Below are 12,859 nucleotides of genomic sequence, written 5' to 3'. Positions count from 1 at the left end.
CGCCATGGCCCAGCCCGCTCCTGCCCGGTTTCCTGCAGGCCACTCTCCGGTGGCGCATGGCCGCATCGGCGTGCTGCTGGTGAACCTGGGCACGCCCGACGGCACCGATTACGGATCGATCCGCCGCTATCTCTCCGAGTTCCTGTCGGACCCGCGGGTGGTCGAGATCCCGCAGATCCTCTGGCAGCCGATCCTGCAAGGCATCATTCTCACCCTTCGCCCCTCCAAGACGGGCGAAGCCTACAGGCGCATTTGGGACAGGAAGCGCAACCAGTCCCCCCTGCGGGTGATTACGGAAGCGCAGGCGGCGGGCCTCCAGCGTTCCTTCGGCGATCAGGTGATGGTCCGCTGGGCCATGCGCTACGGCACGCCGAGCATTGGCGATGAACTCAACCGTTTGAAGGCGGAAGGGTGCGACCGGGTGCTGGTTGCCCCGCTCTACCCGCAATATTCGGCGGCGACGACGGCAACGGCGGTCGACAAGGCCAATGACGCCCTGCGGGGAATGCGCTGGCAGCCGACGGTGCGCTACCTCCCGCCCTATCATGACGACCCGGCGTACATTCAGGCGCTGGCCCAGTCGGTGCGCGAGCACCTGGACGGGCTTGGCTATATGCCGGAGCGGCTGGTGGCCTCCTTCCACGGTATGCCCCGCCGCACGCTCGATCTGGGCGACCCCTACCACTGCCATTGCCAGAAGACCGCCCGCCTGCTGCGGGAAGCCCTTGGCTGGCCGGAGGAGCAGTTCCTCATCACCTTCCAGTCCCGCTTCGGCAGGGCGGAATGGCTGAAGCCCTATACGGCCGAGGTGATGGCGGCCCTGCCGTCTCGGGGCGTGAAGAGCGTGGCGGTGATCGCGCCCGCCTTCTCGGCCGACTGCATCGAGACGCTGGACGAGCTGGCCAACGAGAATCGGGAGCTGTTCCTGGAAGCGGGCGGGGAGGCGTTCAGCTACATCCCCTGCCTCAACGACAGCCCGGCGGGGCTGGCGCTTCTCTCCCGCCTCGTCGAGCGGGAACTGGCGGGCTGGCTGTAGCGCCAATCATCCGGACAAAAGGCCATATGCCCCTAGATCGGCTTTAAACGCTCGTACAGAGGTTTTTGCCTATTATGGCTAGGGTGGTAGCGGGCAGGCCTGGAATCGCGCTGTAAAGTGCCTCTACGGGCCTTCACGGGGTATTCCCAAGGTGGGTTTCGCCTTCTTTGCCGGCCTGGCGGAAAAGGGCGTGCGGATGGCCGCGCACAAGATGAGTAATTAACCTGTATTAAAAACAAGCTGATCTGCTGGAAAAAAGGCTGCGGCGTCTGAAAACAGAATCGCCGCAGCCCAGTCTTGCACCAGGTTCCATGGGGAGGAGATGCCGGTGCGAAAGAAACCGCTGGCTCATCTGCCATCAAGGGCAGGCGCGCAAGCGCGCCGCCTCACTTGGGCGGATGAGGATGTCCCGTCCTTCTGCCAGCTTTTCCGGGCGATGCAACCCTAAAAACGCAGAATCGTATAATTTATCTGATTTAAAGGCTGCCGTGGTTAAGGGCGGGCGCCGGCCGGGGCGCTTGCCTCCATCGCCACCCGCTCCACCTTCAGGCCCTTGCGCTCCAGCAGGCGGATGAGCCCGTCGCGGCCCGCCAGATGCCCCGCGCCGACGGCCAGGAACACGCGGCCGGGCTCGTCCATGCGCTGGTCAATCCATGCGGCCCAGCGCTGGTTCCGCTCGGTCAGGAGTATCTTGGCAAGATGCGGCGACTCCTTGAGGGATTCGTTCATCAGCTTGCCCACGGTCTCGATGTCGCCGCGCATCCAGCTGGTCATCAGGGTGGAGGCTTCGGTCCGCAGCGTCTCCAGGTCCTCGATGGAGGACCTGAGCAGCGCCAGCTGATCCTCTTCCGGCAGGGAGGCGAGGAAGCCGAACTGCTGTTCGGCGGTCTCCAGTCCCGTAATCCGCTTGCCGCTCGACCGGGCGTAGCTGGTCAGCACGTGCTCGACGCCGTGGCTCGGGTCCAGCCCCAATCCCTGAAGCCCCGCAACCGCGATGGTGGTGGCGGCAAGCCACGGCCTCATCGGCTCCAGCGCGGCGGCGGGCAGGCCCACCTGCGTGGCGGCCTGCGTGATCTGGGCGCGCAGCTTCTCCGGCAACTGGCTGGAGAGGGTGGTGCCCTGCGGGTTGAGGCCAAGGCGCATAATCAAGGGGCGCAGCACCGCCGGGTTTTCCGGCTGCACCATTTCGAGCACCAGCGTATCCGCCTGCGCGAACGCTTGCCGCACCGGGCCGCGCAGCCACTCAACGCCTTGTGGCAGCATGTGGGAGGTGCCGAAGATGTAAAGGGTGGTGTCTTCGTCGCGCACCACCCACAGAGCGGGGGTGGCGATGCCGGAGGCCGGGACGCTGGCAGAGGCCGCCCCTGCGCCTGCCGGCCTCTGCCCCGCATCCGCATGGGCAACGGTAGGTGCCTGGAAGCAGAGGAGGGCAGCGGTCAGCAGGAAGCGTAAGCGGCGAATCAAGGCATCAAACCTTCTTGGGCAGGCTGAGACGGCGTTTGGTCTCGAAGTCTTCCACCAAAAGGTTAAGCAGGGCTTGCGCCACCACGTCCGGGCCCTTGAGGCTTTCCGGGTCTTCGCTGGGGAAGGCGCTCTTCCGCATGGCGGTGCGGGTGCCGCCCGGATTGACCACGGCGACGCGCACGTTGGTGATGTTGGCCACTTCCTCGGCGTAGGAATCGAGCAGCGCCTCCAGCCCCGCCTTGGAGGCGGCGTAGGGCCCCCAGTAGGCGCGCGGATCGGTGGCGGCGCCCGAGGAAATGCCGATCACCCGGCCCTTGTCGCTCTGGCGCAGCAAGGCATCGAAGCCGCGGATCAGGCGGTAGGGCGCGGTGAGGTTGACCCCGATCACCTTCTCCCAGTCCTTCGGCGGGATGTGGGAGAGGGGCGAGAGCGGCCCCAGCTGGCCCGCGTTCAGCACCAGGATATCGAGCTTGCCCCAGCGGTTGGCGATGTGCTGGGCCAGCTGGTCGATGTGCTCGCCGTTCATCAGGTCGAGCGGCGCGATGGTCGCGGTGCCGCCTGCCTGATGGATTTTCTCCTCAACCTCGGAGAGGCCACCTTCGGTGCGGGCGGTGAGGATGACGTGCGCGCCGGCCCCGGCCAGGGCCAGGGCCGTGTGCGCGCCGATGCCGCGGCTGGCGCCGGTGACTAGCGCCAGCCTGTTTTCCAGAGGCTTCGTCAAATCACGCGCTCCGCCAGAAGGGCCAGCTGATCCGGGCGCTCAACCTCCTCGCGGTCGACGAGGCGGGTCGGGTAGTCGCCGGTGAAGCAGGCGTCGCAGTACTGCGGCGCGTCGTCCACCCGCATGTCCTCGCCCACCGCCTTGTAGAGGCCGTCGATGGAAAGGAACGCGAGGCTGTCCACCTTGATGTACTGGGCCATGCGCTCCACGTCCATTTGGGCGGCGAGCAGCTTGGAGCGCTCCGGCGTGTCGACGCCGTAGAAGCAGCTGTGGCGGGTCGGCGGGCTGGCGATCCGCATGTGCACCTCGGCGGCGCCCGCTTCCTTCAGCATCTGCACGATCTTGACCGATGTGGTGCCGCGCACGATCGAGTCGTCGATGAGCACGATGCGCTTGCCCTGGATCTGGGCACGGTTGGCGTTGTGCTTCAGCTTCACGCCCAGGTGGCGGATGTGGTCGCCCGGCTGGATGAAGGTGCGGCCGATGTAGTGGCTGCGGATGATGCCGAGCTCGAACGGCAGGCCTGATTCCTGCGAGTAGCCGATGGCGGCCGGGGTGCCGCTGTCGGGCACCGGCACCACGATGTCGGCATCGACCGCGCTTTCGATGGCCAGCTGCGCGCCGATGCGCTTGCGGATTTCATAGACGCTGCGGCCGTCGGTGATGGAGTCGGGCCGGGCGAAGTAGACATGCTCGAAGATGCACGGGCGCGGCCGGGTGGCGTTGAACGGCTTGTGGGTCTGGAGGCCGCGCTCCGAGATCACCACCAGCTCGCCCGGCTCCAGCGAGCGCAGGAAGGTGGCGCCGACGATATCGAGCGCGCAGGTCTCGCTGGCGACGATGTAGCTGTCGTTGAGGCGGCCCAGCACCAGGGGCCGGATGCCCAGCGGATCGCGCACCGCGATCATGCCCTCGGAGGTGAGGCAGACCAGGCTGTAGGCGCCCTGGATCTTGCGGAGCGCATCGATGAAGCGGTCGAGCAGGGTGCGGTAGCTGGAGGTGGCGACCAGGTGGATGATGACTTCCGTGTCGGAGGTGGACTGGAAGATCGAGCCCTGGCGGACCAGCTGGCGGCGCAGGGTTGCCGCGTTGGTGAGGTTGCCGTTGTGGGCGACGGCGAAGCCGCCGCTGGCCAGTTCGGCGAAGAGGGGCTGGACGTTGCGAAGCGACACCTCGCCGGTGGTGGAGTAGCGCACGTGGCCGATGGCGGTGTTGCCGGGCAGGCGCTCGATCACCTCTTGCCGGTCGAAGTTGCCGGCAACGTGGCCCATGGCGCGGTGGGTGTGGAACCCGTCGCCATCAAAGGACGTAATACCCGCGGCCTCCTGGCCGCGATGCTGGAGGGCATGAAGCCCCAGCGCGCAAATTGCTGCGGCGCCTTCCGCGCCGTAAACGCCACAAACGCCGCACTCCTCACGGAGTTTGTCGTCATCGAACGGATTCGTCGAATAATTGGCGAGAGACTGGCTCATCGCAGATCCCTTACAATTGGCCCGGAGGTTCGCTCAGGGCAACGCAGTGGGGCGGGGCGCATTCGCGCTCCGCAAGCTTTAGCGGGTCTATAGCGGCCTTGAGGCTCTTTGTCCTGTGTGAATTGCCGCCCAGCTGGGCTTGTAGCGCGCATAGCTGCCATACGGCGACACTCCCGATATAAGGGCGCACCCCCGCGTTACAACATCACAGGGGTGATAAAAGGGTTTGTTTTATCGCTGGAAACAGCGTTTCCGGCGTTTGGGGGTTGCCGCGGCGCAGCGATTCCTTATCTTCAAGGTATCCGCCCAAGCGGGGCGGAGCGCCGGTATCGGTTAAACTGAAGAGAGACTTCTGACATTTCGGGCGAACTTATGGGACGGGCTTGCGTAGCCGAACCCCATCCACCTGTGGTTAAGTCGGCCCGTGGCGAGAAAGGATTTGCAGATGGATGTGCGCCTTGAGAAAGCCGACCTGGAGCGGCTGTTTGAAGCAGGCGACAACATCAATCGCCGTCCCTCCCGCGAGGAGGCCGAGGCCGCGGTGCGGACCCTGCTGCTCTGGGCGGGGGACAATCCCGACCGCGAGGGCCTGGTCGATACGCCCAAGCGCGTGGTGAAGGCCTACGAGGAGTTCTTCTGCGGTTACGACGAAGACCCGATGGCCGTGCTGAACCGCACCTTCGAGGAGGTGGAGGGGTACGACGACATCGTCATGCTGCGCGACATCGCCCTCGAATCGCACTGCGAGCACCATATGGTGCCGATTCTGGGCAAGGCGCACATCGCCTACCTGCCGAACAAGCGGGTCGTCGGCATCTCCAAGATCGCCCGCGTGGTCGAGATCTTCGCCAAGCGCCTGCAGACGCAGGAGACCATGACCGCCCAGATCGCCAACGCGCTGGAAGAGGGGCTGCAGCCGCGCGGCGTTGCCGTGCTCATCGATGCCAAGCACCAGTGCATGACCACCCGCGGCGTTCACAAGCCGGACGTGGCGACCATCACCACCCGGTTCACCGGCGTGTTCAAGGAAGAGCGCTACGAGCGCCGCTTCATGGACCTGATCCGGGGCTACTAGGATTTTCGGGCGCATCTGCGCCTGACGGCATCAAGGCCCGCCTCCGGCGAACCGGGGGCGGGCCTTTTGCTTGGGCGGGGCTTGTTATCGAGGGCGGCGGGCCGGTTACGCGGCAAGCACGGCGGGGGCGGGGGCTTTCAGTTTCTCGGCGACCGTCAGGAAGGTGTCCATGTAGGCCTGGAGGAAATCGCGCGTGCTCTCGTTGGTGAAGTCGCCGTTCTCGTCGATGAGGTCGGGCTTGAACGAGATGTAGGCTTCGCCGCCCATCACCAGGCTGCCGAGGACGCCCAGGATCTGGCGCAGATGCTGCTGGGCAACCGCCGTGCCGATGGCGCCCGGCGACGTGCCGGTGATGGCGGCCACCTTGCCCCGCCAGACGCTCTGGGGCTTGGCGCGCGAACCCCAGTCGATGGCGTTCTTGAGGACGGCCGGGAGGGAGCGGTTGAACTCGGGCGTCACCACCAGAACGGCGTCGGCCCCGGCAATCTCCTGATCGAAACGGAGCACAGCTTCGGGGTGCTCCTGCTCTAGGTCGATGCTGTACATCGGCAGGTCGTCAATGCGGACGAACTGCGCCGAGACACGATCGCCGCCCAGGCGGACGAGCGCTTCAGCGAGCTTGCGGTTGATGGACTCGCGGCGGGTGCTGCCAACGACAACGGCGACCTTCAGCGTGCTCATGGCGGTTTTCCTTCCCTACATCATCGAAATCGTGGGTTGGGCTGCCCCCGCTGAGCCGGTTCCAGTGCTGCAACGGCCTGCTGCCCTTGTCTCGGAATTACAAATAGATCTGGGACAAATCCGCCGGAAGATGGCAAAACTAGGCTTGAGTGTTCTATCAATGGGACAATGAGGCGGGCCGGATGCAGGATCTGAACGATCTTTATTTCTTCGCGCAGGTTGTGGAGCACGAGGGCTTCGCTGCCGCGAGCCGCGCCACCGGCGTTCCGAAATCAAAGCTCAGCCGCCGCATTGCGCTGCTTGAGGAGCGGCTTGGCGTGCGGCTGTTGCATCGCTCCACCCGCCGGTTTTCGGTGACGGAGATCGGCCGGCTCTACTACCGCCACTGCCTGGCGATGGTGTCGGAGGCGCAGGCGGCGCAGGAGGCCGTTGACCGCGTCCAGACCGAACCGCGCGGGACGGTGCGGCTGAGCTGTCCGGTAATGCTGGCCAGGGGCGCGCTGGCAACCATGGTGTCGCGCTTCATGGCGGATCACCCGCGCGTGCGCGTCCATGTGGAGGTGACCAACCGGCGGGTCGATGTGATTGAGGAAGGGCTCGACCTGGCGATACGGGTGCGCCAGCCGCCGATCGAGGAAAGCGAGCTCATCATCAAGAAGCTGGCCCCGGCGAAATCGCTGCTGGTGGCCAGCCCCGCACTTCTCGACCGGCTGGGGCGGCCCGAGCGGCCGGAGGACCTGGCGCGATTCGACAGCCTGGACATGGTCCGCTCAACCGGGGAGCACGCCTGGCTCATGACCGGGCAAGACAGCCGGGTCTGCAAGACGCCGTTTCAGCCCCGGCTCGTCAGCGATGAAATGATGATGCTGCGTCAAGCGGCCCTGGATGGCCTCGGCGTCGTCCTGCTGCCGGACTGGATGATCGGCGACGATGTGGCCCGAGGGGACCTTGAGCCGATTCTGCCGGACTGGAAGCATCCGGAAGGGCTGGTTCATGCCGTCTTCCCCACCCGGCGCGGCCTTGTGCCGGCCGTGCGGCTGTTCCTGGATGCGCTGGGTACGGCCTTCGAGGCGCAGCACCTGGCGGAGATTGCGCCGCAGCAAGGCTAGCGCCCGCGGTGCCCGGCCCTGAATGCCCGCCTTTCACGGCGGGCGTTTTGCTGGTAGGGCGGGCGCACGCAACCGACGGAGGCCGCCCCATGTTCGCAACCAATCTGCCGACCCACGAGCAGGAGGAAGGCGCGACGCTCGCGCCGCGTTTCGATGAGAAGGGCCTGATTACCGCGGTTGCCACCGATGCCGGGACCGGCGAGGTGCTGATGGTTGCCCACATGAACGCCGAGGCGCTTCAGAAGACCATCGAGACCGGTCAGGCGCACTACTGGTCCCGCTCCCGCCAGTCGCTGTGGCTGAAGGGCGGCACTTCGGGCCATGTGCAGCATGTGGTCGAGCTGCGCGTCGACTGCGACCAGGACGCGGTGTGGATGAAGGTAGACGTTCACGGGCAGGGCCAGTGCCACGTGGGTTATCCCGGCTGCTTCTACCGCGCCGTGCCGGTGGGGACCGGGCCGCTCGGCGACGAGGCCCCCGCGTTGCAGGCCGTGGCCGAGAAGGCCTACGATCCCAAGGCGGTTTACGGGAAGTAAAGGCCCGGAAGCCGGGCTGGCCCGCGCCTTATCGCCGCCGGGCGCGCGTCTGCTGCGGCGGCAGGGCCAGAAGCAGGGCCATGGTGCTGGGAGTGAGCGGGTCGAGATCCAGCTCCGCCCCCAGGATGGCCAGCGATTTCTCGATTTTCTGGCGCAGCCCCGCGTCGTCCACAATGGCCTTGGTCGCGGCGGACTTCACCTGAATCCGCAGCCGGTCGCCCGAAATGGTCGCCTGCACGGTGAGCGGCTTTTCCGTTTTGAAATGCAACGCGGCGGTTCGCAGCACATGGGCCAGCGCCTGGCCGTCCACCGCCAGGATCAGCTCGGGCGGAAGACTGGGCTTCAACCCCTTGTGCCCGGTGTCGCCGGTCATCGCCTGCACGATCAGCTTGTACAGCGCGCGCGCGTTATACGGCTGTGGATCGGGGAAACCGCGCCCAGGTCCAGCCCGCGCTCGTAGATCAGCAAATCCATCAGCGCAGCCGCACGGCGGCTGCGTGGCGCGGCCACGGCCAGCAAGTTCTCTTCACTGGGATCGCTCTCTGCCATCACCGCCCTCAGGAAAAACGCCGGGGAAACACGCCTCCCGCGCTGCCTTCCGTCAATAGACCGAACCACCGTAAAGTGAAATGGCTTTTGTGGCCTTTCGCCGAAAGCAGAACGCCAAGATGAAACAGTGCAGCGTATTTAGTTGAGAAGTCTTAATGATCTTTGGTCAATTTGAGAAAATCGGCTGAGGTTAATCACGCATTAAGCATGAATTCCGTTCCTTGAGCGTAACACTTGGCTAGCCGCGCTCGTGCACCGGCTTTGCCAGTTGCAGGAAGGGCTGGGCCAGGCCGTGGTAGAGCCGGGTGGGGCAGATCATCGCGCTAACCCAATCCGCGATGAGGGCCGTTGCGAACAGGGGCAGGATCAGGCCGCGGGCGTTGGTGGCCTCCATGACGATGATGACGGCGGTCAGCGGCGCGCGCACGACGCCGGTGAAGTAGCCGATCATGCCGAGGAGCACGATGGCCCCGGCCGGCTGGCTGGGGAACAGGCCGGCCAGCATGTTGCCGACGCCCGCGCCCACCGACAGCGACGGCGCGAAGATGCCGCCTGGAATGCCGCTGATGGCGGTGGCGAAGGAGGCGATCCACTTGGCGATGGCGTACCAGAAGGGCGCGCCTTCCCCTTCCACCATGGTGCGGGCGGCTTCGTAGCCGGTGCCCCAAGTCATTCCGTTCGTTGCAAGGCCGGTCAGCGCCACGACGAGGCCGCACCCGGCGGCGAACAGCACCGGGCGCGACCGCAGCCGGGCGATCCATGCGCTCCGGGGCGCGGCCATGTACAGCATGGAGCGGGTGAACAGCCCGCCGATGATGCCGCCGGCGACGCCGGCCACCATCGCGCCATAGATGGCGGCGCTGAAGGTCAGCCGCTCGTGCATGGCGCCGAGGTAGATGTAGTCTCCCGCGATGCCGAGGCTGACGAGACCCGACACCATCACCGCGCCCATCACCAGCACGGCGAGGCGCTGCTCGTAGGCGGAGGCCAGCTCCTCGATGGCGAAGGCAACGCCGGCCAGGGGCGTGTTGAATGCGGCCGCCACGCCCGCCGCGCCGCCGGCGATCAGCACGCCCGGCGTTGCGGGCACGCGCAGCCACCGGTGGACCGTCATCATCAGCGCCGCGCCGACCTGCACGGTCGGTCCCTCGCGCCCGACCGACGCGCCGCCCAGCAGAGCCGCGACCGTCAGCCAGAATTTGGCGAACGCCGTCCGCAGGGAGACGAGCGCCTGCATCCGGCTGTTCTCCGGATGGCGGGCCACGGCAATGACCTGCGGGATGCCCGAGCCGCGCGCATCCGGCACCCAGCGCAGGGTGATCCAGGCGAGCAGGGCGAACAGGAGCGGGGAGATGAGGCCCGCGACAACGGGCATGTCATTCCAGAGGCCGCCGAATTTCTCCTGTGTGGCATCGGCGAGCCAGGCGAAGGCGAGGGCGACAAGTCCAACCAGAATGGCGCCGATGAGGGTGGCCGCGCGTCGTCTCCACCCGTCCACCTGGCCGGTCATGTCCATCTGCCGCTGCCCCTTTTTACAATGACGATCAGGAGATGCCCGCAGCCCGGGCGCGGATCGGTGCGATCCGGCACAGGCGGGACATAGCCCTTTCAGACATAGACTGAAACAGGGTTGTGGAAATTGCGAGGATTAACCAGGGAAACGTCCGGGCACGGCACGCAAAGAAAAGGCGCGGGAAGAAGATCTCCCCGCGCCGATGTGTTTCCTAATTTGGGTCTGGCCTATGCCTCGACCTTGGGCTTGCGCGCCTTGCCCTTGGCATTGCCGGAGGGCGGCGCGGCGGGCACGATCTCGAAGCCCAGCTTGCCGTCCTTCAGGCGCACGCGCACCTCGCCGCCCTTGGCCAGCTTGCCGAAGAGGAGTTCGTCGGCCAGCGGCTTCTTGATCTCCTCTTGGATGAGGCGCGACATGGGCCGCGCGCCATACAGCTTGTCGTAGCCGCGCGCCGTCAGCCAGGCCTTGGCCTCGTCGGTGAGCGAGATGTGGACGTTGCGCTCCGCCAGCTGCATTTCCAGCTGGAGAATGAACTTCTCGACCACGCGGGCGACCACTTCCGGCGGCAGGTAGTCGAACGGAATGATCGCATCCAGGCGGTTGCGGAACTCGGGCGCGAACAGCTTCTTGATTGCTTCCTCGTCCTCGCCCTCGCGGGTGCCGCGGCCGAAGCCGATCGATTCCTTGGCCATTTCCGACGCGCCCGCGTTGGTGGTCATGATGAGGACCACGTTGCGGAAATCGACGGTCTTGCCGTGGTGATCGGTCAGCTTGCCGTTGTCCATCACCTGCAGGAGGATGTTGAACAGGTCCGGGTGCGCCTTCTCGATCTCGTCGAGCAGCAGCACGCAGTGCGGATGCTGGTCGACGGCGTCGGTGAGCTGGCCGCCCTGGTCGAAGCCCACGTAGCCCGGAGGCGCGCCGATGAGGCGGCTGACCGAGTGGCGCTCCATGTACTCCGACATGTCGAACCGGATCAGCTCGATCCCCATGAGGTTGGCGAGCTGGCGGGCGACTTCCGTCTTGCCGACGCCGGTCGGGCCGGAGAACAGGTAGGAGCCGATCGGCTTGGTCGGCTCGCGCAGGCCTGCGCGGGCCAGCTTGATCGCCGTCGCCAGCGCCTCGATGGCCTTGTCCTGCCCGAAGACCACGCGCTTCAGGTCGCCCTGAAGGTTGGCGAGGGTCTTCTTGTCATCCGTCGAGACGGACTTGGGCGGGATGCGGGCGATCTTGGCGACCACCGCCTCGATCTCCTTGATGCCCACCACCTTCTTGCGCTTGGGCGCAGGCACCAGCATCTGCGAGGCGCCGGCCTCGTCGATCACGTCGATGGCCTTGTCCGGCAGCTTGCGGTCGGTGATGTAGCGGGCCGAGAGGTCCACCGCCGCCTTGATGGCCTCGGCGGTGTACTTCACCTTGTGGTGGCTCTCGAAGTAGGGCTTGAGGCCCGTCATGATCTTGACCGTATCTTCCAGCGACGGCTCGTTGACGTCGATCTTCTGGAAGCGGCGCAAGAGCGCCCGGTCCTTCTCGAAGTGGCTGCGGAACTCCTTGTAGGTGGTGGAGCCGATGCAGCGGATCGTGCCCGAGGACAGGGCGGGCTTCAGCAGGTTGGAGGCGTCCATCGCCCCGCCCGAGGTCGCGCCCGCGCCGATGACGGTGTGGATCTCATCGATGAACAGGATGGCGTGCGGCATGGCCTCCAGCTCGGCGACCACCGCCTTCAGCCGCTCCTCGAAGTCGCCGCGATAGCGGGTGCCGGCCAGCAGCGCGCCCATGTCGAGCGCGTAGATGATGGCGCCCTGCAGCACGTCGGGCACATCACCCTCGACAATCTTGCGGGCCAGCCCTTCGGCGATCGCGGTCTTGCCGACGCCGGGGTCGCCCACGTAGAGCGGGTTGTTCTTGGAGCGGCGGCAGAGAATCTGGATGGTACGCTCAACCTCGGCGGCGCGGCCGATGAGCGGGTCGATCTTGCCCGTGCGCGCCTTGTCGTTGAGGTTGACGCAGAACTGCTTCAGCGCGGAATCCGACGCCTTCTGCTGCTTCTGGCCCTTGGCGGCCTTCTGCTCTTCCGACTGGGGCTCCTCCTGCGCGCCGCGCACCCGGCGCGGCTCGGTCATGCCCTGCACCTTGGCAATGCCATGGGAGATGAAGGAGACGGCATCCAGCCGGGTCATGTCCTGCTGTTGGAGGAAGTAGACGGCATGGCTTTCCCGTTCCGAGAACAGGGCGACGAGCACGTTGGCGCCCGTGACCTCTTCCCGGCCGGAGGACTGCACATGCAAGATCGCCCGCTGCACCACCCGCTGGAAACCGGCGGTCGGCGTCGGGTCGAGCGCGTCCTCGGAGCGCAGCGAGTCCAGCTCGGTGTCGAGATAATGCGTCACCTGCTGGCTCAGGTCGTCGAGATCGACCCCGCAGGCGCGCATCACGGAGGCGGCATCGCGGTCATCGACCAGCGCCATGAGCAGGTGCTCGAGCGTCGCATATTCGTGACGGCGGCTGCCGGCTTCCGCCAGCGCCTTGTGCAGGGTCTGTTCAAGCTGTTTTGAGAACGACGGCATTCATTCACTCCCGCTGGATCACCGCGGGTAACGCGCCGATCCGCTTCTGTTCAAAAAGATCGGTCGAGATCGGCCTGCAATCAAGAGGTGCGATGTGCAACGGCCGGAAAACCGCGATGAAACCAGCCTGGACAGG

At 66.0% G+C, this 12,859-nt stretch carries 12 protein-coding genes; 4 read left to right on the top strand and 8 right to left on the bottom strand.

Translation table 11 applies throughout. The features are described 5' to 3' along the window. Window positions 1-4 precede the first annotated feature (4 nt). Window positions 5-1,036 carry a ferrochelatase gene (gene hemH / locus L0C21_RS12025; RefSeq protein ID WP_259278583.1) on the top strand — a complete coding sequence of 344 codons (1,032 nt, stop codon included), beginning with the start codon at window positions 5-7 and terminating at the stop codon, window positions 1,034-1,036. A 492-nt stretch (window positions 1,037-1,528) separates the two neighbouring features. Here the strand turns inward: hemH and L0C21_RS12020 are convergent, their stop codons facing one another. Genes L0C21_RS12020 through purF form a run of 3 tightly spaced genes read right to left on the bottom strand, consistent with a single transcriptional unit; the run spans window position 1,529 to window position 4,693 of the window. Next, window positions 1,529-2,500, bottom strand: coding sequence for a TraB/GumN family protein (locus tag L0C21_RS12020; protein WP_259278582.1), 972 nt, complete (start codon window positions 2,498-2,500; stop codon window positions 1,529-1,531). A 4-nt stretch (window positions 2,501-2,504) separates the two neighbouring features. Next, window positions 2,505-3,221 (bottom strand): SDR family NAD(P)-dependent oxidoreductase, encoded by a 717-nt coding sequence (locus L0C21_RS12015; protein WP_259278581.1) that lies wholly within the window; start codon window positions 3,219-3,221, stop codon window positions 2,505-2,507. Next, entirely contained in the window at window positions 3,218-4,693 is a 1,476-nt protein-coding gene (gene purF / locus L0C21_RS12010; protein WP_259278580.1) for an amidophosphoribosyltransferase, read from the bottom strand. The genes L0C21_RS12015 and purF overlap by 4 nt, the downstream gene beginning before the upstream one ends. Before the next feature lie 445 nt (window positions 4,694-5,138). Here purF and folE point away from each other — a divergent pair, with 445 nt between their 5' ends. Further along, entirely contained in the window at window positions 5,139-5,768 is a 630-nt protein-coding gene (folE, locus tag L0C21_RS12005) for a GTP cyclohydrolase I FolE (protein ID WP_259278579.1), read from the top strand. A gap of 105 nt (window positions 5,769-5,873) precedes the next feature. Here folE and L0C21_RS12000 read toward each other — a convergent pair whose 3' ends face one another. Beyond that, window positions 5,874-6,449, bottom strand: a complete 576-nt coding sequence (locus L0C21_RS12000) for an NADPH-dependent FMN reductase (RefSeq protein WP_259278578.1) — start codon at window positions 6,447-6,449, stop codon at window positions 5,874-5,876. 182 nt (window positions 6,450-6,631) lie between these two features. Here L0C21_RS12000 and L0C21_RS11995 point away from each other — a divergent pair, with 182 nt between their 5' ends. After that, window positions 6,632-7,558 carry a LysR substrate-binding domain-containing protein gene (locus L0C21_RS11995; RefSeq protein WP_259278577.1) on the top strand — a complete coding sequence of 309 codons (927 nt, stop codon included), beginning with the start codon at window positions 6,632-6,634 and terminating at the stop codon, window positions 7,556-7,558. Between the two features lie 89 nt (window positions 7,559-7,647). Continuing rightward, on the top strand, window positions 7,648-8,094 hold the full coding sequence (hisI, locus tag L0C21_RS11990) for a phosphoribosyl-AMP cyclohydrolase (protein ID WP_259278576.1): 447 nt from the start codon (window positions 7,648-7,650) through the stop codon (window positions 8,092-8,094). A gap of 28 nt (window positions 8,095-8,122) precedes the next feature. Here hisI and L0C21_RS11985 read toward each other — a convergent pair whose 3' ends face one another. From L0C21_RS11985 to clpA, 4 genes are all read right to left on the bottom strand, one after another. Beyond that, window positions 8,123-8,467 carry a hypothetical protein gene (locus tag L0C21_RS11985; RefSeq protein WP_259278575.1) on the bottom strand — a complete coding sequence of 115 codons (345 nt, stop codon included), beginning with the start codon at window positions 8,465-8,467 and terminating at the stop codon, window positions 8,123-8,125. 11 nt (window positions 8,468-8,478) lie between these two features. Then, entirely contained in the window at window positions 8,479-8,643 is a 165-nt protein-coding gene (locus L0C21_RS11980) for a hypothetical protein (RefSeq protein WP_259278574.1), read from the bottom strand. Window positions 8,644-8,881: 238 nt separating this feature from the next. Next, window positions 8,882-10,159 (bottom strand): chloride channel protein, encoded by a 1,278-nt coding sequence (locus L0C21_RS11975; RefSeq protein ID WP_259278573.1) that lies wholly within the window; start codon window positions 10,157-10,159, stop codon window positions 8,882-8,884. Window positions 10,160-10,383: 224 nt separating this feature from the next. Next, window positions 10,384-12,723 (bottom strand): ATP-dependent Clp protease ATP-binding subunit ClpA, encoded by a 2,340-nt coding sequence (gene clpA / locus L0C21_RS11970; RefSeq protein WP_259278572.1) that lies wholly within the window; start codon window positions 12,721-12,723, stop codon window positions 10,384-10,386. Between the last annotated feature and the right edge of the window lie 136 nt (window positions 12,724-12,859).

The organism is Pedomonas mirosovicensis, assembly GCF_022569295.1.
In the GTDB taxonomy this organism is placed as follows: domain Bacteria; phylum Pseudomonadota; class Alphaproteobacteria; order Sphingomonadales; family Sphingomonadaceae; genus Pedomonas; species Pedomonas mirosovicensis.
This window is presented reverse-complemented; position numbering and strand designations above follow the sequence as displayed.